The 20993-nt window shown below is 65.8% G+C and carries 19 protein-coding genes and 1 pseudogene; 6 read left to right on the forward strand and 14 right to left on the reverse strand.

The window, feature by feature from the left end; genetic code table 11:
- Positions 1-62: 62 nt before the first annotated feature.
- The 5 genes and pseudogenes from B2W22_RS13850 to argS all read right to left on the reverse strand — a co-directional run bounded on the left by B2W22_RS13850 (position 63) and on the right by argS (position 5512).
- Positions 63-1028 (reverse strand): alpha/beta fold hydrolase, encoded by a 966-nt coding sequence (locus B2W22_RS13850; RefSeq protein WP_286938177.1) that lies wholly within the window; start codon positions 1026-1028, stop codon positions 63-65.
- Positions 1007-2217: pseudogene (locus B2W22_RS13855) on the reverse strand (ABC transporter substrate-binding protein). The gene B2W22_RS13850 and the pseudogene B2W22_RS13855 overlap by 22 nt, the downstream one beginning before the upstream one ends.
- 171 nt (positions 2218-2388) lie before the next feature.
- Positions 2389-3021 carry a thiol:disulfide interchange protein DsbA/DsbL gene (locus tag B2W22_RS13860; protein WP_056565750.1) on the reverse strand — a complete coding sequence of 211 codons (633 nt, stop codon included), beginning with the start codon at positions 3019-3021 and terminating at the stop codon, positions 2389-2391.
- A gap of 79 nt (positions 3022-3100) precedes the next feature.
- A complete protein-coding gene (locus tag B2W22_RS13865; protein ID WP_239215037.1) occupies positions 3101-3817 on the reverse strand; it encodes an SPOR domain-containing protein in 717 nt (238 codons plus the stop codon).
- Between the two features lie 9 nt (positions 3818-3826).
- Positions 3827-5512, reverse strand: coding sequence for an arginine--tRNA ligase (gene argS, locus B2W22_RS13870; RefSeq protein ID WP_175137032.1), 1686 nt, complete (start codon positions 5510-5512; stop codon positions 3827-3829).
- 270 nt (positions 5513-5782) lie between these two features.
- On the opposite strand from argS, the gene B2W22_RS13875 reads away from it, so the two are divergent.
- Positions 5783-6130 (forward strand): DUF1840 domain-containing protein, encoded by a 348-nt coding sequence (locus B2W22_RS13875; protein ID WP_175123949.1) that lies wholly within the window; start codon positions 5783-5785, stop codon positions 6128-6130.
- Positions 6131-6213: 83 nt separating this feature from the next.
- On the forward strand, positions 6214-6531 hold the full coding sequence (locus tag B2W22_RS13880; RefSeq protein ID WP_175123948.1) for a hypothetical protein: 318 nt from the start codon (positions 6214-6216) through the stop codon (positions 6529-6531).
- Between the two features lie 105 nt (positions 6532-6636).
- On the opposite strand, the gene B2W22_RS13885 is transcribed toward B2W22_RS13880, so the two are convergent.
- The 6 genes from B2W22_RS13885 to B2W22_RS13910 form a co-directional block, all read right to left on the reverse strand.
- Positions 6637-7437, reverse strand: a complete 801-nt coding sequence (locus B2W22_RS13885; RefSeq protein ID WP_076518055.1) for a carbohydrate ABC transporter permease — start codon at positions 7435-7437, stop codon at positions 6637-6639.
- Positions 7434-8309: a carbohydrate ABC transporter permease gene (locus B2W22_RS13890; RefSeq protein ID WP_175137034.1), complete on the reverse strand. Its 876-nt coding sequence runs from the start codon at positions 8307-8309 to the stop codon at positions 7434-7436. The genes B2W22_RS13885 and B2W22_RS13890 overlap by 4 nt, the downstream gene beginning before the upstream one ends.
- Positions 8310-8325: 16 nt before the next feature.
- Positions 8326-9621 carry an ABC transporter substrate-binding protein gene (locus tag B2W22_RS13895; protein ID WP_175137035.1) on the reverse strand — a complete coding sequence of 432 codons (1296 nt, stop codon included), beginning with the start codon at positions 9619-9621 and terminating at the stop codon, positions 8326-8328.
- 34 nt (positions 9622-9655) lie between these two features.
- Entirely contained in the window at positions 9656-10711 is a 1056-nt protein-coding gene (locus B2W22_RS13900; RefSeq protein WP_175137036.1) for an ABC transporter ATP-binding protein, read from the reverse strand.
- 115 nt (positions 10712-10826) lie between these two features.
- Positions 10827-11624 carry a phosphodiesterase gene (locus B2W22_RS13905; protein ID WP_286938183.1) on the reverse strand — a complete coding sequence of 266 codons (798 nt, stop codon included), beginning with the start codon at positions 11622-11624 and terminating at the stop codon, positions 10827-10829.
- A gap of 37 nt (positions 11625-11661) precedes the next feature.
- Positions 11662-12675: a LacI family DNA-binding transcriptional regulator gene (locus B2W22_RS13910; RefSeq protein WP_175123944.1), complete on the reverse strand. Its 1014-nt coding sequence runs from the start codon at positions 12673-12675 to the stop codon at positions 11662-11664.
- 319 nt (positions 12676-12994) lie between these two features.
- Here B2W22_RS13910 and B2W22_RS13915 point away from each other — a divergent pair, with 319 nt between their 5' ends.
- Positions 12995-14323 (forward strand): amidase, encoded by a 1329-nt coding sequence (locus tag B2W22_RS13915; RefSeq protein ID WP_286938185.1) that lies wholly within the window; start codon positions 12995-12997, stop codon positions 14321-14323.
- 88 nt (positions 14324-14411) lie between these two features.
- On the opposite strand, the gene leuA is transcribed toward B2W22_RS13915, so the two are convergent.
- Complete coding sequence (gene leuA / locus B2W22_RS13920) at positions 14412-16121, reverse strand: 2-isopropylmalate synthase (RefSeq protein WP_286938186.1); 1710 nt, start codon at positions 16119-16121, stop codon at positions 14412-14414.
- 444 nt (positions 16122-16565) lie between these two features.
- On the reverse strand, positions 16566-17204 hold the full coding sequence (locus B2W22_RS13925; RefSeq protein ID WP_286938188.1) for a hypothetical protein: 639 nt from the start codon (positions 17202-17204) through the stop codon (positions 16566-16568).
- Between B2W22_RS13925 and rpoN the strand changes: the two genes are divergently transcribed.
- Both rpoN and B2W22_RS13935 read left to right on the forward strand, forming a co-directional pair.
- Entirely contained in the window at positions 17203-18654 is a 1452-nt protein-coding gene (gene rpoN, locus B2W22_RS13930) for an RNA polymerase factor sigma-54 (RefSeq protein ID WP_175123940.1), read from the forward strand. The genes B2W22_RS13925 and rpoN overlap by 2 nt on opposite strands.
- A gap of 121 nt (positions 18655-18775) precedes the next feature.
- Positions 18776-19054, forward strand: a complete 279-nt coding sequence (locus B2W22_RS13935) for a (2Fe-2S)-binding protein (RefSeq protein WP_056327752.1) — start codon at positions 18776-18778, stop codon at positions 19052-19054.
- A 29-nt stretch (positions 19055-19083) separates the two neighbouring features.
- On the opposite strand, the gene B2W22_RS13940 is transcribed toward B2W22_RS13935, so the two are convergent.
- Complete coding sequence (locus tag B2W22_RS13940; protein ID WP_175123986.1) at positions 19084-19947, reverse strand: LysR substrate-binding domain-containing protein; 864 nt, start codon at positions 19945-19947, stop codon at positions 19084-19086.
- Positions 19948-20081: 134 nt separating this feature from the next.
- Between B2W22_RS13940 and B2W22_RS13945 the strand changes: the two genes are divergently transcribed.
- A complete protein-coding gene (locus B2W22_RS13945) occupies positions 20082-20993 on the forward strand; it encodes a DMT family transporter (RefSeq protein ID WP_175123939.1) in 912 nt (303 codons plus the stop codon).

A 20993-nucleotide genomic window follows, 5' to 3' on the forward strand; every position in this document is an offset into this window, starting at 1 on the left:
CTACACTTGAAAGAACTACACGCGGCGGCTGCAAGGCCGCCGCGTTGCATTGACGAACGCGATCACCCCGCCGTGTCGCGTATCCACGCGCCGATGCGCGCGGCGATATCGTCGCTGTTGTCATCCATCATCGGCATGTGCGAATTGCCCGCGATGCCCATATCCGCCAGCCGCCACGTCTGCACCCGCCCGCCATGGCGCCCAAGGTCTTCGGCGTAGGCGGCGCCTGTTGCCGTGAGCTTTTCCCAGAGTGGCGTTGCGTCCAGATAGTCGCCATAGACGAACAGAAACGGCTTGTCCGCCACGCAGTGCGCGATGACCTCGGTGGAAAAACCGGACGGCTCGATGCCGATCACCCCGCGCACCAGATCCGGCCGCGCGTGCAGCGCCCGGTAGGCCACTTCGCCGCCGTGGCTGTGGGCAAGCACGATGCAGGGCCCGATCCGGTCCAGCACGGCACAAAAGCCCTGCAACGCGGCATCGTTGTTGCCCAGCCAGCGCGGCACGGCGTGGCGGATGAAGTCGTCGAAATGGCCAACCGGAAAGCGCTGTCCCGCAAACGCCTGCCGCGCAGCAAAATCCTCGGCGCGTCCAAAGCGGAACAGCGACCAGCTTTCCTCGGCGTTGCGGATGATGGGCGGCTCGGGCCAGACCTGCGTGAACGGCGCCCAACCGGCGCGCCCGCGCTCGACGTTGTCCACCACATAGACCGCATGGCCTTGCCGCAGGAAATGCTGCATCCAGCCGGGCCGGCCGTCGGGCGTCTGTTCCCACATCGCGCCGGTCATCCCGCCGCCGTGCAGCAGCACGATGGGCAGCGGATGCGCCAGGCGCGCCGGGATGAAGTACTGCACGTAGGCCTGCTCAAAGTGATAGAGGCCGTTGGGGTCGTAGGCCAGCGACGCCGTCTGCGTGAAGGCGATATCGCGCTTGGGCTGCCCGTCGATCCGCACGGGCCGCCCGCCCGCATAGAAGCTGCCGAAGTCCGCCAGCGCCAGTTCCTGCGTCATGGCTTGACCAGCGGGCATTGGCTGTCGGACAGCGGCCACGCCAGCGATTCGCCGGGATGGTGCGCACGATGTTGTAGTAGTCCCAGGGAGCCTTGGACTGTTCGGGCGTCTTCACCTGCGCCAGCATCATGTCGCGCACCACCAGGCCGTCGGCGCGGATGTGCGCGTTCAGGCTGAAGGGGTCGTCAATCGGCATGGACTTCATCTTGGCCATCACCGCGTCCGCAGCGACTGAATCGGCCGCCTTCACCGCCTGCAGATAATGGCGCACGGAACTGTAGACGCCGGCCTGCAGGAAGGTGGGCGGACGGCCCACGCGCGCCTCGAACTTCTTGGTGAAGGCGCGGGTGCCGTCGTTCATGTCCCAATACGACGGCACGGTCAGGTAGGTCTTTTGCGCGGCGGCCAGCCCCAGGCTGTGCACGTCCGTCAACAGCAGCAGCATCGCCGCCAGTTGCTGCGTGCCGCCGATGCCGAATTCCGCCGCCTGCTTGATGGCCGAGATGGTGTCGCCGCCTGCGTTGGCGATTGCGATGATCTGCGCCTTGGAGCCCTGCGCCTGCAGCAGGAAGGACGCGAAGTCCGACGCGTTGAGCGGATGGAAGACCGTGCCGGCGATCTCGCCGCCGTTGGCCTTGACGACCGTTTCCGTGTCCGCGGCAAGCTGCTTGCCGAACGCGTAATCGGACGCCAGGATGAACCAGCGCTTGCCGCCCTCTTTCACGACGGCGGTGGCGGTGCCCCGCGACAGCGCGTAGGTGGTGTAGGTCCATTGCACGCCGTAGGGCGAGCACTGCGCCTGCGTCAGCGCGGTGGTGCCGGGGCTGGAGAACAGCACCAGCTTTTTCTTTTCGCGCGCGATGCCCTGCACGGCCAGCGCGACGGACGAGTTGGGCACGTCCACCACTACGTCCACGCCTTCCGTGTCGTACCACTTGCGGACCATGCTGCTGCCGATGTCGGGGCGGTGCTGGTGATCGCCGGAAACCAGCGTGATCGGCTTGCCGAGCACTGTGCCGCCCATTTCCTCGATGGCCAGCCGGGCGGCTTCCACCGACCCCTTGCCGGTGGCGTCGGCGGTGACGCCCGCCATGTCTGTCAGAACGCCGATCTTGACGCCGTCGGCGGCGTTGGCGTGGGCCAGGCCCGTTGCGAGCGACAGGCACAGGCCCAGCGCCGCGCTGCTGCGCGAGAAGTGCTTCTTCATTTGTCTTCCACCCATTTGATGCCGTGCGTGCGGCGATTTTTATGGTGAAAGTGTAGCCCGGCGCCATGACGGCACGGCTGAATGATGGCTGAAAAAAACGCCCCGGCCTGGAAGGCTCGGGGCGTTTTTGATGCGGGTACTGCGCAGATCGTGCGCGGAACCTTGCGAGGTTTACTTCGCGCGCGCCATCGGAATCAGCGCATTGACTTCCTTCAGCGCGCCTTCGTAGCTGTTGCCCGCCATGACCGGCGAGGTCATGAACTTGCCGCCCACGGCAAACGACGGGGTGCCTTCGATGCGATAGGCCTCGGCCAGCTGGTTGGCGCGCTGCACCTGGGTCTGCACGCTGAACGAATCGAACACCGAGTCGAACTTGGCGCGGTCCACACCCTGGGTGGCAATCCACTCACCCATGGCCTTCTTGTCGAACAGGCGCTTGTGTTCGCCGTGGATGGCCGTGAAGACCTTGGGGTGCAGGTCGGGACGGTCCAGGGCCAGCAGCGTGTAGTACAGCTGCTGCAGCGGCTTCATGCCGGCGTTAAAGGCGATGGGGACCTGCTTCAAGACGACGTCGGACGGCGCGGTCTTGGCCCAGTCTTCGACCATGGGTTCCATGGCGGCGCAGTGCGGGCAGGTGTAGGCGAAGAATTCCAGGACCTCGACCTTGCCCGGGGTGTCCGACGGCAGCGGCGGGTTGATCGGCACGTACTGTTGGGCGCCTTGCGCGTGGCTGGCCGGGCTGAAGAACGCCGTGGCGGTCAGCGCGGCGGCTGCCAGGATGCGGATGAGCTTGGGGGACAGCATGGGTGAGGTTCCTGAATAAAAGGCTACAGACAGGCCCGGGGCCGGATTAGTTCAATGCAAAACGATCCGCCGCGTAGCGCTATTGGCGCACCACGGCGGTTTCGATCTTGTTCTCGCCCAGGCGTCCGCGCGCCCGGTTCATGTCGTCCAGGCGGGCAAACGGACCGACCCGGACGCGGTTGATGGGCTTGCCGTTCAATTCCGCCTTCTGTACCGCGACCGGCAGTCCCAAAAGGATGATGCGCGCCTTGAGCGATTCGGCGTCGTTCTCGCCGCGGAAGGCGCCGGCTTGCAGGTAGTACGTGCCGTTGGCGGCGGGCGCGGACGGCTTGGCGGATGCCGTCGCCGTGGGGGCGGCCTTGGAGATGGGCGTGGGCGCGGACGCCGTGGCGGGGGGCGCCGACGGCGCAGCAGCCGGCGCCCGGGAGGTGGGCAGCGTGGCGATCAGCGCGCCCAGGTCGTCCAGCTTGGCGGGCGTTTCATCGCCCTTGGACGGTGCGCCCGCACCCGGCAGCGGGGCCGGCGCGGTGGCGGTGGGACCGGTGGGCGGCGCGCCCGCGGCCCCGTCGCGGCCGTACAGGCCGGCGTTGGGGTCCGGCGCCGAGCGCGGATCGGGCAGCTTGCCCGTATCGCCCTGGCGGCTGGCCCGGTCCACGAAGGGAACGGGCGCCTTGGTGACATAGAACGCGACGACGGCGGCGACGATCAGCCCGATCAGCAGACCGGCCAGCGCCCCGTACAGGGTGCTGCCGCTTTCGCCGGAGGAACGGCGGGTGGATTTGCGCTTGGTTGCCATGAACCGATGTTACATCCGCTCGGGCGCGGAAACGCCCAACAGCGCAAGGCCGTTGGCCAGCACCTGGCGGGTCGTGGCGGCCAGGCGCAAGCGGGCCAACTTGACGGCGGTGTCGTCGACCAGCACGCGTTCGGCGTTGTACCAGCCGTGGAAGTCCGACGCGCAGTCGCGCAGCCAGAACGCGATGTGGTGCGGCGACAGGTCCTGGGCGGCCAGCGCCACCACTTGCGGGAACTCGGCCAGGCGCTGCATCAGCGCGAATTCGGTCGGGGCCGTCAGCAGCGCGGCGTCGGCCTGGGCCACGTCGGCGGCGGGCATGCCCGCGTTGTTGATGACCGAGCAGATGCGCGCGTGGGCGTACTGGATGTAGTAGACGGGGTTCTCGTCGCTCTTGGACAGGGCCAGGTCCACGTCGAACACGAATTCCGTGTCGGCGCGGCGCTGGATCAGGAAGTAGCGGACGGCGTCGCGGCCGACCCAGTCGATCAGGTCGCGCATGGTGACGTAGCTGCCGGCGCGCTTGGAGATCTTGACCTCTTCGCCGCCGCGCATCACCTTGACCATCTTGTGCAGCACGTAGGACGGATAGTCCTTCGGGATGCCCTCTTCCAGCGCCTGCAGGCCGGCGCGCACGCGGGCCACGGTGCCGTGGTGGTCGCTGCCCTGGATGTTCACGGCGCGATGGAAGCCGCGTTCCCACTTGGCCTTGTGGTAGGCCACGTCGGGGACGAAATAGGTGTAGCCGCCCTCGCTTTTGCGCATGACGCGATCTTTGTCGTCGCCCGTGCCCAATTCGGTGGTGCGCAGCCACAGCGCGCCGCCTTCCTCGTAGGTATGGCCGCCGGCGATCAGCGCCTTGACCGTCGCTTCGACGCGGCCGGACGTGTAGAGCGAGCTTTCCAGGTAGTAATTGTCGAACGCCAGGCCGAAGGCCTGCAGGTCCAGGTCTTGTTCGCGGCGCAGGTAGGCCACGGCAAAGGCGCGGATGTCGTCCAGGTTGTCGATGTTGCCGGTGGCGGTGACGGGCTCGCCGTCGGACGCCTGGATGGTCTTGCCGTCCTGGAAGTCTCGGGCGATGTCGGCGATGTAGTCGCCCTTGTAGCCGTCTTCGGGCCAGTCGGGGGAATCGGTGGTCAGGCCGCGGGCGCGGGCCTGCACGCTGATCGCCAGGTTCTGGATCTGGTTGCCGGCGTCGTTGTAATAGAACTCGCGGGTGACGTCCCAACCCACGGCGTCGTACAGACGGCACAGCGCGTCGCCCAGCGCGGCCTGGCGGGCATGGCCCACGTGCAGCGGACCGGTGGGGTTGGCCGACACGAATTCGACCAAAATCTTCTCGCCCAGGCGCGCGGCGCGGCCGTAGGCATCGCCCTGCTCAGCCACCGCGGCGATCACGGCCTGGCGGGCAGCCGGCGTGATGCGCAGGTTGATGAAGCCGGGGCCGGCCACTTCGGCACTTTCGACCAGCGCGGCGGCGTCGGGATTGGCCATCACGGCGTCGACGATGCCCTGGGCCAGTTCGCGGGGATTGCGGCGCGCGGGTTTCGCGAGCTGCATGGCCACGTTGGTGGCGACGTCGCCATGGGCGGCAACCTTGGGGCGCTCCAGCAGCACGTTGGGCTGGGCGTCGGGAAGGCTCTGCGCGACGGCGGCCTGGATCAGGGAGATAAGCTGTTTTTGTTGCTCGAGGAGCATGGGCGTCTGGCGTGGTTCTGAGTGAGTGACGATGGCGGCACGGCGCTTGCGGCCTGCCGGCGATCCGCGCCGTGCCCGCTGGCGGGCTCGCGGTTCTGTCCGGCGGCGGCGGGCAAGCCGGCGCGCATGTGCCGGAAATCTGGGGCCCGGCGCGGCGCCTGCTGTCACGGGAAACCCCTGAATCATAGTTGATTTGGGGGCGCCAGTTGGCATCATGGGGGCGTTGGGGTAGTGTACGGAGCTAAGGTAATCAATGTAGGAGACCGGAATATGCTGATCACTTTTCACTCCAAGGTCGTGGCCGAAGTCCTGATGCTGACCGACCACGCGGGCGCCCTGTTGCAGGCGGCCGGCAAGCCGGTCGGCGACAAGATCCCCGAGCGCGGCGTCTTCACCGTGGAGCAGCTTGGACCGGCCATCAGCGGCATCGAACGCGCGATCGACGAGTACCAGCACGCCCACGAAAGCCCGGACGAGGACGACGAGGACAAGGCGCCCGTCGCCCCGATGGCGCGCGCGGTCGGTCTGAAGGAGCGTGCCTTCCCCCTGCTGGACATGATGCGCCAGTCGCAGGCCGCAGGCGCCGAGGTCACCTGGGAAGTCTCGCGGGGCTGGTAGGACTATGTCGCCGGACGGACAATCTGTCCGGCTTTTTTTGCCTACCCTGTTGGCCTGACGCCCTCTGACGGAGCCTTATTCCCATGCGCAGCGACATCACCATTGTTTTCGACTCCCGGCGTTCGCTGGACCTTTCCGCGAACGTCGAAACCTCCCCGCAACGCCAGGCCGATGCGCGCGACTGGTTTGACAGCGCCTGGGAAACCCTGGGCTGCGAGCCCCTGCGGCCCAGCGGCAAGGTCCTGTTGCTGGACAAGGTGCTGGGCGTGGCCGACGCGCTGGGCTACGACACGCTGTCCACCGACGAAAAGGAAGCCCGCGAGTTCGCCGAGCACCTGGCATTGGCGCTGGAGCGTCCGCGCATCACCGTGGACCTGCCGGGCCTGACTGTCGGGTATTGAACGGCCGAACATCCCGCCACCCGTGAAAAACCCCGCCTGGCGGGGTTTTTTGTGCGCTGCGTTCACGGCGGCGCGATGTGTGCGGCGCGGCGTGCGAACGGATTTCTACCGGATCCCCGCCCGCATGAACGACTGCACGAACTGGCGCTGGAACAGCAGGAACGCGATCAGCAGGGGCGCGGCCGACATCAGCGTCGCGGCGGTGATCACCGACCAGTCGATGCCCTGATCCGTCGACGAGAACACCTGCAGGCCCACCGTCAGCGGCCGGGATTCGACCGAATTCGTGATGATCAGCGGCCACAGGAAGTTGTTCCAGTGGTGGCTGACCGACACCAGCCCGTAGGCCACGTAGATCGGCTTGGCCAGCGGCACGTAGACCTTCCACAGCACCTGCAACGCATTGGCGCCTTCCATGCGGGCCGCCTCTTCCAGTTCGCGCGGAACCGTCTTGAAGGTCTGGCGCAACAGGAAGATGCCGAACGCCGAGGCAAAGTACGGCAGGCCGATCGCGAACACCGTGTCGCGTACGCCAAGAAGGCTCATCGACCGGTAGTTTTCCACCAGCAGCACGTCGGGCATGATCATCAGCTGCAACAGCACCAGCATGAAGACAAAATCGCGGCCGCGGAACTCGAAGCGCGCGAACGCATAGCCCGCCAGCGTCGACAGCACCAGCTGCGCGGCCAGCACCATCGTGACCAGCACGAACGTGTTCAGGAAGTAGCGCGGAAACGGCGCTGCATTCCAGGCACGGACGAAGTTATCCAGCGTCAGCGGCGCGAAGAGATCGAAGCGGGTGGCGTAGGCCGGCGGATGAAACGCCGCCCACATCGCGTAGGCCAGCGGCAGGATCCACAAGAGGCCAAGTGCCCACGCGCCCAGGGTATCGAGCTTGTCTTTCATTGGTAGTGCGTCCTGCGGTCCAGCCAGCGGAACTTGATCAGCGCGGTCAGCGCCAGCACCACCAGCAACACGACGGTCAGGGTGGCGGCATAGGCCGTATCCCAGAAGCTGAATCCCACCTGGTAGATGTAATAGAGCAGCAAGGTGCTCGCGTTGTCCGGCCCGCCGCGCGTCATGACGACCACGTGGTCGACCAGCCGGAACGCGTTGATCAGCGCATTGATCAGCACGAAGAGCGTGGTGGGCATCAGCAGCGGCCACAGGATGCGGCGGAAGTACTGCCAGCGCGAGGCGCCTTCCAGCATGGCCGCTTCACGCAGCGACGGCGACACGGTCTGCAGCGCCGCCAGATAGAAGATCATGAAAAAGCCGGCCTCTTTCCAGACGGTCACCAGCATCAGCGCGGGCAGCGCGGTCTCGCGGTTGCCCAGCCAGTTGGGACCCGGCGCGCCGAACCAGCCCATCACCTGCGCGATCAGCCCGTACTGCGGCGTGTAGAAGAACAGCCAGATGTTGGCGACTGCCACCATGGGCAGCACGGTCGGCGTGAAGTACGCCATGCGCAGGAACCCGCGCCCGGTGAGGTTGCGGTTGACCCATAGCGCCATGATCAGCGCGATGCCGATCGAGGTGGGAATGGTGCCCAGCGCAAACCACAGGTTGTTCCACAGCGACTGCCAGAACACGGGGTCGTCGCGCATGACCGCGTAGTTGTCCAGCCCGACGAAGCGGGCCGGGCGCGCGCCCTTTGGGGTGGAGAAAAAGCTGTGCCAAAGCGTCGCCACCGCCGGGTAATGCGTGAAGGCGGCGAGCAGCACGATGGCTGGCAGCAGAAGCAGCCAGCCATAAAGCGCATTCAAAGAGCGGCTCATCGTGCGTGCGGTCGGTTTACTTGTAGGAACGCAGTATGCGATCGGACTCGCGCTGCGCGTCGGTCAGGGCCTGCTGCGGGGTCTTCGAGCCCGTCAGCGCCGCCTGCAGGGCGTCGTTCAGGGTCTTGGTGACGCGCTGGTTCTCGTGCGTCGAGAATTCCGCCACGCTGACTTCCAGCTGGTCGCGCGCGACCGTGGCGGCCGGCACTTCCTGCGCGTACTTCTTCATCTTCTCGGTTTCCCAGGCGGCCGGCGTCACGGCTACGTAGCCCGTGGCGATGCTCCAGTCGGCCGCGCGCTCGGGCGTGGTGGCCCACTGCGCGAACTTCAGCGCCGCCGCCTGCTGCTCCGGCGTGCCGCTCTTGAAGATGTAGAAGTTGCCGCCGCCCGTGGGGCTGCCGCCGCGCTTTTGCTGCGGCATCATCGCCACGCCGAACGGGAAGTCCGCGTTCTTGCGGATGTTGGTCAGGTTGCCGGTGGTGGTCCACACCATGGCCGCCTTCTTTTCCAGGAAGTCCTTGGGCGTGGTGCCCCAGTCGATCGTGCCGGTCGGCATGATCTTGTGCTTGGCCGACAGGTCACGCCAGAACTGCGCGGCTTCGACCACCGCCGGCTTGTCCAGGTAGACCTCGTTGCCGGCTTCGTTCATCAGGATCGCGCCGTTGGGCGTGGTCAACGCCTGGAAAAGCCAGTACGCGAATGCGCCGCCCGACGGGATCTCGATGCCCCACTGCGTCGTGTTGCCCGAGGCGTCCTGCTTGGTCAGCTTCTTGCCGTACTCGACCAGCTCGGCCCAGGTCTTGGGCGGCTTTTCGGGATCCAGGCCGGCGGCCTTGAAGAGATCCTTGTTGTAGTACATGACGATCGTCGAACGCTGGAACGGCACGCCCCAGGTGTGGCCGCCGGTGCGGCTGTTCTGCATGAAGGCGTCATAGAAGCCGCCCAGCCACTTCTTGTCGGCGTCGGTCTTGGCCAGACTGTCGATCGAAACGATGGCGTCCTCGTCGATCAGCGTGAACATGTCGGTGGACAGCAGCACGGCCAGTTGCGGCGGGGTGCCGCCCTTGAGCGCGGTCAGCGCCTTGGCGATGGAGTCCTGATACGAACCGGCGTAGATCGGCTTGATCTTGATGTTGGGATTTTCTTTCTGGAAATCCGTCACCATGTCGTCGACGATCTTGGTGATCGGGCCGCCGACAGCAACCGGGTAGTAGAACTCGACCTCGACGGGCTTGTTCTGCGCCTGCACAGGCAGAGACAGGCAGGCGGCGGCCAGGCTGGCGGCCAGGGTCTTGAGTACGATGCGTCGCATGGGATGTTCCTTTCCTGTGTGTGGGCTATTTTTTCTAGCGCCCGTCGGTGTTGATGACCGCCGAATCGGCGGCAAAGAAATGCTGTTGCCCGTCCGGCCAGGACAGGCGCAGCGACTCGCCGGCGCTGGCGCGCAGGTGGCCGCCGACACGCACGGCCACGCCGCCCGTGTCGCCGATGCGGCACACCACGATGGAGTCCGCGCCGAAGTACTCCACGCTTTCGACAGTGGCTGCGATGCCGTCGCTGTCGATGCGGATGTGTTCAGGACGCACGCCCAGCTTTACGGCGCCCGCGGGCGCATTCGCGATAGCGGGACCCTGCGTGCCGGCGATCACCGTGGCGCCTGCTTGCTGCGTCAGGTTGATCAAATTCATGGGCGGCGTGCCGATGAAGCGCGCCGCGAACTCGCTGGCCGGACGCGCATACAGGCCATCGGGCGTGTCGTGCTGTTCGATCTGGCCGCCCCGCAGCAGCACCACTTGATCGGCCATGCTCATGGCCTCGGTCTGATCGTGCGTGACGTAGACCATGGTGATGCCCAGGCTCTGCTGCAATGCGCGGATCTCGCGGCGCATCTCGTGGCGCAGCTGTGCGTCCAGGTTGGAAAGGGGCTCGTCCATCAGGCAGACCGGCGCTTCGGAAATCACGGCGCGGCCCAGCGCCACGCGCTGCTGCTGGCCGCCGGACAGTTGCGACGGCTTGCGGTCCAGCAGATGCGACAGGCCCAGCAGGTCGGCCACGCGCTTCAAGCGCCGGTCGAAGTCCTTGGCGGGCTCTTTGCGCACCTTCAGGCCGAACAGGATGTTCTCGCGCACCGACAGGTGCGGAAACAGCGCATACGACTGGAACACCATCGAGATGCGGCGCTTGGCCGGCGGCAGTTGCGTGACGTCGCGGTCGCCGATGCGGATGGTGCCCGACGTGGGCGTATCCAGGCCGGCGATCATGCGCAGCGTCGTCGACTTGCCGCAACCGGACGGACCCAGCAGAACGGTGAAGCTGCCGGCCGGAACCGTAAAGCTCACGCCTTGGATCGCCGCCGCGCCGGCGTACTGTTTGGTGAGGTTATCCAGAACGATGGATGACATGCTGTCTCGAAGATCTAATTGTTAGATCCGCATTGTTGCCTGTTATGAAAACCTTTTCATTGTGCAGCGCAAACATGACGGATATGTGGCAATGCGCGGGTTCCCCGCGCCGGCTTCAACCGAACGGATACGGGCCGGGGTAATCCCCAATGACGGCGTGATGCGTGACCAGGTTGCCGCCCTGCCACCAATGCAGCTGATAGCCGGGCGGTTCCATGATGTATTGCAGTGTCGGGCGCGGACCGAGTTCCAGCGCAAGCTGGTGCGCGGTGCCCGGACAGGTCGATGCGATCGTGCCACCAAAGCGTTGGAAGATCGTGCGATGGAGGTGGCCGCACAGCACGCGTTCGACGTTGGGATAGTGCACGACGATGCGTTCCAGTTCCGGTGCGCCGGCCAGCAGGCCGATGTCGTCCATGTGCTCGATGCCGGTCAGGAATGGCGGGTGGTGCATCAGGACCAGCGTGGGCCGGCCGGGCTGTTCGGCCAGGCGCTCTGCCAGCCAATCCAGGCGCGTCTGGCAGAGTTCGCCATGGCTCTTCATCGGCACCACGGTGTCCAGCGCCAGCAGGCGCAGCGGATAGGTCTCGATGGCGTACTGCACGAACTGACTGCCGTCCTGCAGATACGCGTGGTCCGGAAATGCGGTGCGCAACTGGGCGCGGTCGTCGTGGTTGCCGGGCAGCAGGAAATACGGAATCTCCAGCGCCTGCAGATGTTCACGCAGCGTCTGGTATTCGATGGGCTTGCCCAGGTCCGTCAGGTCGCCGGTGATCAGCACGCAGTCGGGGCGCGGCGTCAGCGCATTCAGGGCGCGCACCGCCGGCGCCAGAAACGCCGCGGGATCGATGATGCCGTAGGCCTTGTCTCCCGGGGTGCGCATGTGGAGGTCGGTGATTTGTGCGATGAGCATGGCGATCTGGAAGTTGTCTGAATGGTGGATAGCGGGCTTAGCGGCGCACGGATGCCGCAGTGCCGCCGACGACGATGCAATGCGGCAGGCGGTTCGATTGCGGTGGCTGGCCATGAATCTGCGCCAGCAGGTTCGAGCACGCGGTCTGGCCAATGCCGTCGCTGGGTTGCGCGACGGTGGTCAGCGGCGGGGTCAGCAACGCGCCAAAGCGCATGCCGTCAAAGCCGCACACGGAAATGTCAGCGGGCACCGACAGCCCCAGTCCCACCAGGTCGGCGATGACGGCGGTGGCCAGCAGGTCGTTGGAACAGAAGAGCGCGGTGGGCGCCTGCTTGCCGCGCAGCGCGGCCTTCAGCGCGTCCACGTCGCTGCCGGTATGTGAACTCATGGAAATGTGCTGGATGGCATCGAGGCCCAGCTTCTTGGCGCTGGCGCGCGCGCCCATCAGGCGACGGCGCGCGCGGTCCGAGGCGGTCAGCGGGCCGGTCACCAGCGCGATGCGCTTGTGCCCCATCGCGGCCAGATGCGCCACCATGTCGCTTGCTGCGGCGCGATTGTCGACCGAAGCAAACGGATGATCATTGGATTCGTTGTAGACCAGCACGTAAGGAATGCCGCTGCGGTCCAGGTCGTCCAGCGTGGCGCTCTTGCTGACGTCGGCCACGGTCAGGATGAGTCCGTCGACCTGATGGTCGATCAGGCCCTGCACGGCCGCGGATTCCACGGCGGGGTCGTAGCCGGTGGCGGTCAGCATGACGCTGTAGCCCGACTCACGGGCGCGGCGTTCGGCGCCTTCGAAGCACTCGGCAAACACGGGATTGGACAGCGTCGGCAGGATCAGCCCGATGGTGCGCGTGCTGCCTGAACGCAGGCTGCGGCCCACGCGGTTCGGCCGAAAGCCCGCGCGCTTGGCAATGTTGCGGATGTGCGCCAGCGTGTCGGGATGCACGATCTCCGGCTGGTTGAACGCGCGCGACACCGTCGCCGGCGAAACTCCCGCCTTGCGAGCCACTTCGATGATGGAAAAGCGGGGCGACGGGCGCGTAGCCATTGATGGAATCGCTGCAAGTTTGCTGAAAACGATTTCACTTTACTTGAGGAATATGAACTTTGTATTGCACGGGTTTGCGCTATGCTGGTGCGAACGCAACAACACAAAGCCATGGCGCAGCGCGTTATTCGGCGGAAACCCCGTTCTTTCGGTGTTTTTCCCAATTGACGCAACACGCACAACGGCGGGGTCGGTGTGCCGGGCATGACGCTTGCTTTCACAGGCAGGCAGCCACGCCGGGCATACCCTCGGTCAAGGGGACCGGGTGCGCAGTATGTTTTTCCGCGCTCGTCGCGGCACCGGCAAAGAGGAAAGAATCATGTCTACTGCCTTGAACAGACTGGGCGCGGTTGAAGCCGCGCGCAAGCTGCAACGGCGTGAATTGACCGCAGTGCAATTGGTGCGCGCCTGCTTCGCGCGCATCGAACAGCGCGAGAACACCGTTCATGCCTGGACGGCCCTGCAGAAGCAGGTTGCGCTCGACCACGCCGAAACCCTCGACCGCGGCGCGCTGCGCGGTCCGCTGCACGGCCTGCCCATCGGCGTGAAAGACCTGTTCGATACCGCCGACCTGCCCACCCGCTACGGGTCTCCCATCTACGACCGCCATCATCCCGGACTGGACGCCGCCTCGGTGGCGCTGTGCCGTGGCGCGGGCGCCATCGTCATCGGCAAGACCGTCACCACCGAATTCGCCACCTACCAGGCCGGCCCAACCCGCAATCCGCGCAACGAGGCCTACACGCCCGGCGGCTCGTCCAGCGGCTCGGCCGCTGCGGTGGCCGACGACATGGTGCCTTTTGCGCTGGGTTCGCAGACCGCGGGTTCCATCATCCGGCCCGCGTCCTATTGCGGCGTGGTCGGCTTCAAGCCCACGTTCGGCGGGATCTCCCGCGCCGGCGTGAAAAGCCTGGCCGAATCGCTGGATACGGTGGGCGGATTCGCGCGCTCGGTGGAAGACGTGGCGCTGTTCTCGTCGGTATTGATGCGCGATCCGCGCATGCTGGATCTGTCCTATCACGACGCGCCGCGTGTGGGCATGTATCGCAGCCTGCAATGGCGCCATGCGCAGCCCGAAACCAAAGAGGCCTTCGCGCAGGCCGCGGCGATCCTGTCGCGCGCGGGCGCCAAGGTCGAAGAAGTGCCGCTGCCGCCGGAGCATTGCGTGCTGGTGCAGCTGCATTCGGACATCATGGCGTTCGAGGCCTCGCAGGCGCTGGCGTACGAACGCGTGGAACATGCCGCGCAGCTCAGTCCCAAGCTGCAGGCCATCTTGGAATCCGGCGCGCAGATCAGCGCGGAGCAGCACATCAAGAACCTGGAACGCGCCGCCGAATCGCGCGCGCGGGTCGACACATGGTTCGGCCAATACGACGTCCTGATTGCCCCCAGCGCCAGCGGCGAGGCGCCGTTTGCCGACCTGGGTACGGGCGATCCGCAATTCTCGCGGGCCTGGACGCTGTTCGGGCTGCCTTGCCTGAACCTGCCCTTTGCGACAGGCCCGCAGGGCCTGCCGGTGGGCTTGCAGCTCGTTGGCGCGCGATATGAGGACCACCGCCTGCTCGCCATCGGCGCATGGATCCATGCGCGCCTGCTGGCCGCCAATGCGCCGGATATCGGCGCGTCCGACATGTGGCCGCGCGGCTGATTGCAATCACCCCCAATGAAAAAGCCCGCCGGATAAGGCGGGCTTCATTTCGTGCCCCGTTGTCGGGGGCTTCAAGCCTGGTCGTGGATCACACGGCTTCGGCGGCTTCCTGTTCGGCGGTGACGGCGCCGGAATTGATGTGGCGGTTCACGGCGCTCAGCACGGCCTGGAACGAGGCCGTCACGATGTCGCGGTCGATGCCCACGCCAAAGCCCGTGGCGGATTCGCCGACGCGCAGTTCGACATAGGATGCGGCGCGCGTGCCGGTGCCGGTGCCGATGGCGTGCTCGTGGTAATCCATGATGCGCACGGGCACGTCCAGCGCGGCCACGAAGGCGGAGATCGCGCCGTCGCCCTTGCCGCGCACGATGCGGCGTTCGCCGTTGAATTCAAGTTCGGCTTCGATGCTGAAGTGCTGGCCTTCACCGGCCGACGGATCGCCGTCGATGCGATGGCGGATCAGCTTCCACGGCGCCTTCTGCTCGAGGTATTCGCGGTTGAAGATCGTGTGCACGTCGTCGGCGGTGACTTCGCGGCCCGTCTCGTCGGTGACGCGCTGGATGGCGCGGCTGAATTCGATCTGCAAGCGGCGCGGCAACACCAGGCCGTGTTCCTGCTCGAGCAGGTACGACACGCCGCCCTTGCCCGATTGGCTGTTCACGCGGATCACGGCGTCGTAGCTGCGGCCGAGATCGGCGGGGTCGATCGGCAAGTACGGCACTTCCCAGACGGCGTCGGCCTTTTGCAATGCGAAACCCTTCTTGATCGCGTCCTGGTGCGAACCCGAGAACGCGGTAAAGACCAGGTCGCCCGCGTACGGATGGCGCGGATGGACCGGCAACTGGTTGCAGTATTCGGCGCAACGGCGCACTTCATCGATGTCCGAGAAGTCCAGGCCGGGATGCACGCCTTGCGTGTAGAGGTTGAGCGCCAACGTGACGAGGTCGACGTTGCCGGTGCGCTCGCCGCTGCCGAAGAGGCAGCCTTCGATGCGGTCGGCGCCGGCCATCACTGCAAACTCGGCGGCGGCCACGGCGGTGCCGCGGTCATTGTGCGGATGGACGCTGAGCACGATGCTGTCGCGGCGGGCCAGATTCTTGTGCATCCACTCGATCTGGTCGGCGTACAGGTTGGGCGTGGTCGCCTCGATGGTGGCGGGCAGGTTCAGCACCATCTTGTTGTCGGGCGTGGGCTGCCACACCTCGGCAACGGCGTCCGAGACTTCCAGCGCGAATTCGGGTTCGGTCGTGCTGAAGACTTCGGGCGAGTATTCGTAGCCCCACTTGGTTTCGGGACGCTGCGACGTGTACTGCTTGATGAGGCGCGTGCCGGTGGTGGCGATGTTCTTGATCTCGTCCTTGGACATGTTGAACACGACCTTGCGGAAGGCCGGTGCGCAAGCGTTGTACATGTGGACGATGGCTTGCTTGGCGCCCGCGGCGGCTTCCACGGTGCGGCTGATCAGGTCTTCGCGCGACTGGGTCAGCACGATGATCGTCACGTCATCGGGAATGCGCTTCTCGTCGATGAGCTTGCGCACAAAGTCGAAGTCGGTCTGCGACGCGGACGGGAAGCCGACTTCGATTTCCTTGAAGCCGATCTTCACGAGCTGTTCGAAGAAGCGGACCTTGCGTTCCACGCTCATCGGCTCGATCAACGCCTGGTTGCCGTCGCGCAGGTCCGTGCTCATCCAGATCGGCGCCTTCGTGATGCGGCGGCTGGGCCAGGTGCGTTCGGAGAAATCGCGGGTAAAGGGCGCGAAGGGGACGTATTTGGTGGCGGGGTTGGCAAGCATCATCACTACACCTCGATCGGTTTCTTTTGAATCCCGGCGCGTTTTGCGCTCGTCGGCATCGCAACCGGATGACGGTCTTGTGCCAGGGTTTGCCGGGATGGCCGGCAGGATTCAGAGATAAAAAGGGGAAATCGCGTGTGGCAAACGTGGCTGCCGAGCTACCACGGGGACACTAGGCCCGGCAACCGATCGGTAGCAATAGCGATAGCGCGATGAAGGAGGATTGAACGCGCAGGCCGGCGACCGGAGCGGCGGAGCGTCCGGTGGCAATCGCGAGGGGGGTGCGGTAAGCGGCCATGGGGTGCTAGTCAAACACACTTTTTCAGGAAGCGCAAACGGAAAGAGCAAGGGACGGATCAGATCGTGGTCTTTTCCGAAGGCTGACGAATGGGCCTTTGGAAACAGCAAGGCCGCCTTGCGGCGGCCTTTTGGCAGTCTGGATGCGGCCTAGCGGGCCGGGCCGATGCGGGGTTCGACATAGCGCGGTTCGCGCGGCGCGTCGCGGCGGACGTCGTCACGCCGGCCGTCGTCGTGCGGATCGCGGCCGGGGCGGTTGGCGCCCGCTTCCAGGATCCGGGCCTGCTCGGCCACCATGTCGATCTTGCCAATGCGGTTGTGGCGCAATTCCGACAGCGAGCGGCGCAGGTCGCCGACGGTGAAGGGTTCCTGCCGGTCGCCCCAGGTCCAGCGCAGCACGCCTAGCGATTCTTCAGACAGATTGGGCGCCAGTTCGGCCAGCGTATCCGTGCCGACCGGCGTCGCGGCGCCCGAGGCCAGACTGGCGTAGAACCAGGCGCGCACCGAAAAGAAGACGATCAGGGTCCAGATGCCGGCAACCACCCACCAGAGGTAGGGATTGATCCGCTGCGCCATGTCCTGGGTCGGCTGGCCTAGCGTGTGCAGGAAGTCGTAGTTCATGCGCTTGCCGAAATCGAGTATCCAGGAGGCAACCAGATACCAGACAACGATCGCGACAGCGATGACGATCGCGCGCAAAACGAGTCGGGGAAGCGCCAGTTTGAGCAGGGTCTGGCCGATCAGTCGGCAGTCCTGGCGAACGCTTGCGGGCGAAGTCAGATTCATCATGCAAAATATTGTACCTATGACCCGTCCAATTTTAGAACTGCGGCCTGGCCAGCACCTGACGCTGACCCCACAACTTCAGCAATCGATCCGGTTGTTGCAGCTGTCGACGCTCGACCTTGAAGCGGAAATCTCACAAGTGCTGGCCGAAAATCCCCTGCTGGACCGGGAGGACGAGCCGTCGTCGGCCGAGGCGGAGTCGCGGGCAGAGTCCGAACGCGAGTCCTCGGTGCAGGACGACGAGCCGGCGGCCGAGCGCGAGACACCCATCGACGAGATGCCGGGTTCGGGCGGCGTGTACCCCGATGACGACGCCAGCCTGCCCGAGGCGGCGCGTCCGGACACCTTGCGCGAGCATCTGCTGGGCCAGCTTGCCTTGACCCGGGCGGCGCCGCGCGATGCCGCGCTGGCGTCCCTGCTGATCGACGAACTGGACGAAAACGGATACCTCGGATCGCCGCTGGACGAGATTCTTAGTTGGCTCCCGGCAGAGATGGAGCCGGACATGGACGAGCTGCGCGCGGCGCTGTCGCTGCTGCAGTCGTTCGATCCCGTGGGTATCGGCGCGCGCGACATGGCCGAGTGCCTGCACCTGCAGTTGCGCAATCCTGACCTCAGTCGGCTGCCCGAGGCGGCCGATCCCGCCGTGCTGGCCTGTGCGCGGCGGATCTGCGCCGAACACCTGCCGCTGCTGGCAACCGGCAACGCTGCGCGCGTATGCGCGGCGCTGGGTTGCGACGAACCCACGTTCCGCGCGGCGCATGCGTTGATCCTGCGCCTGGAGCCCCGCCCCGGACGGGCGTGGACCGTGCCGGCGGCTGAATACGCGGTGCCGGACGTCATTGTGCGCAAGACGCGGCGCGGCTGGCAGGCCACGCTCAACAGCGCCGCGGTGCCGCGCTTGCAGATCAACGGCCTGTATGCGCAGATGCTGGGCAACCAGAAGGAATCGGCGCACGCCGGGCTGCAGGCGCAATTGCAGCAGGCCAAATGGATGATCCGGAACGTGGAGCAGCGTTTCGACACCATCCTGCGCGTGTCGCAGGCCATCGTCGAACGCCAGACGGCATTCTTCAGCCAGGGCCCGGCGGCCATGCGCCCGCTGATCCTGAAAGACATCGCCGGCGAACTCGGTCTTCACGAATCGACCATTTCGCGCGCCACGACGCAGAAGTACATGCTCACTCCGTTCGGCACTCTGGAGCTCAAGCGCTTCTTCGGCACGGGCGTTTCGACCGAAGGCGGCGACGCCACGTCGGCGACGGCGGTGCAGACCTACATCCGCCAGATGGTGGCCGACGAGAATCGCGCCAAGCCGTTGTCGGACAGCCAGATCATGCAAAAACTGGCCGATCAGGGGATAGTGATCGCCCGCCGGACGGTGGCAAAGTACCGCGAAGCGCTGCGGATTGCCCCGGCCGCGCTGCGCAAGGCGCAAGCCGCCGCGCGTTGAAATAAGGGACAAGCTTCGGCAAAATTGTCCCTATTTTCAATGGCTTGCGTGACACTTCGGTTGCAAAATTATTTGCTTGAAGGGCTTGCCAGGGCCTAAATAATTTTCGATAATCATTCGCATGTACATTTGCGTATGTAATGCCATCACCGAACGCCAAGTCCGCGCCAGCGTGGACGCGGGCGCGACGACGCTTTCCGACCTGCAGTTCGAGCTGGGCGTGGCCACGTGCTGCGGCTGCTGCGCGGCAACCGCCGCCGAATACCTGCCGGGCGGCCGCTGCTCCAGCGTGTGCGACGTGCGCTCCATCGCAGTTCCGGTCAATGCTCCCGCCCTCGTCGAATCGGACACGCCGGCTGCCAACAGCAGCTTCCCGATTCCGCTGGTCGCCATCGCCTGAGCATTGGTGTCAATTCCGGCTCGCTGCCTTCATGCGGCGAGCCGCGTCATTTCCTTCTCGCAAAATTCCCTGATATCCATCGCCAGTTGACGTGCCGCTTCGCGCACGTTGCCGGCCACGCATAGCGCCAATTCGGACGGCGGGACGGCGGGCAGGCCCACGTCCAGGATCCGGTGCCCGTCCGCGATGCAGCGGCGTTCCAGCAGCGCGATACCCAACCCGCCCGCCAGCGCGGCCTGCACGCCGGACAGGTTCGGGCTTTCGTAGGCGATGCGCCAGCGGCGTCCGGCGGCCTCCAGCGCATGGATGGCGCGGTTGCGGTAGATGCAGCCCTGCGGAAACGCCACTAGCGGCACGGGCGCCTCCGGCGTCAGCGGCGCCTGCTCTGACGCGCTGCCGATCCAGTGCAGCCGCTCGGGCCACGCGGCCAGCGCCGTGCCCGCGCCCGGCTCGCGCTTGAGCAGCGCCACGTCCAGATCCCCCCGCTCCAGGCTGCGCGTCAGGACCGCCGTCAGGTCACAACGTACCGACAGCTGCACCGCGGGCCTCGTTCTGGCGAAGGCGGCGACGACGGCAGTCAGCGCGTCCACCGCAAAGTCGTCCGGAATGCCCAGGCGGATCACGTCCACGCGCTTGCGGCCGCTGACGGCCTCACGGACTTCGGTAGACAACGCCAGCATCCGGCGCGCGTAGCCCAGAAGGCGTTCGCCTTCCTCGGTCAGCTGGACCTGCCGGCCCTCGCGCAGGAAGAGCGGGCATTCCAGCGTCTCTTCCAGCTTGCGGATCTGTTGGCTGACGGTGGACTGGCTGCGGTGCACGCGTTCGCCTGCGGCGGTGAAGCCGCCAGCGTCCACGACCGAGACAAAGCTGTGCAGGAGATCGAGATCGAGCATGACGGCGCCTTCAAGCATTCGAATTTCAAATACTTTCGATCCGAATAAAGAGTTTGTCAATGGATGGCCCGGCGCGCAGAATGCCTCCCATCCCGCCGCGCATGCGGTTGCAGATCTACGAAGCCGGATCAACCATGAAGGCCCTTTCGACCCCTGCCCCTGCCTTGCCCGCATCCGACAGCCCGGGCATCAGCCTCCTGCCGATCGCCGCGTTCTGCTTTCTATGGAGTTCGGCGTTTGCCGCAGCCAAGATCGCCGTGCGCGACTGTCCGCCGCTGACCCTGCTGACGATCCGGTTCCTGATCGCGGGCGCGTTGATGCTGGGCCTGGCGGCGGCCAGCGGTCGCTGGAAGCTGCCTTCGGGCCGCGACCTGGCCGCGCTGGTCCTGCTGGGGGCGCTCAACAACGCGCTGTACCTGGGCTTGAGCTGGTCGGGCATGACCACCGTGTCGTCGGCGTTCACCGCTGTGCTCATCAGCACCAACCCGCTGCTCATCGGCGTGCTGGCGGGTCCGTTGCTGGGCGAGCGGCTGAGCTGGCGCAAACTGCTGGGGCTGTGCCTGGGGTTGGCGGGCGTGGCGTTGGTGTTGCGATCGCGGCTGACCGGCATGCAGGAAGACCTGCACGGCACGCTGCTTGTGACCGGGGGCCTGATTGCGTTGGTGGCCGGCACCCTGCTCTACAAGATGCTCAAACCCACCTCCGGTCTGTGGACGTCGACGGGCATCCAGTCGCTGGCAGGCGCCGCGGCATTGCTGCCGTTCGCCCTGGCCACGGAAAACCTCGGCGATGCGCGTCTGACGTCCAGCCTGATCTGGAGCATGGCCTACATGATCGTCGCGGTGTCGATGGGCGGTTATTACCTGTGGTTCATGATCCTGGGCCGGGCCAGCGCCACCTCGGCCAGCGCACTGCATTTTCTGATGCCGCCGCTGGGCCTGTTGTTCGGTTGGGTGGTGCTACGTGAGCCCGTCTCGTGGCTGGACCTGCTGGGCATCGTGCCCATCGCATTCGGCATCTGGCTTGCGACGCGGCGCACCGCGTGA

This window comes from Achromobacter sp. UBA4530 (genome assembly GCF_002388205.1).
GTDB lineage: Bacteria > Pseudomonadota > Gammaproteobacteria > Burkholderiales > Burkholderiaceae_B > Achromobacter > Achromobacter animicus.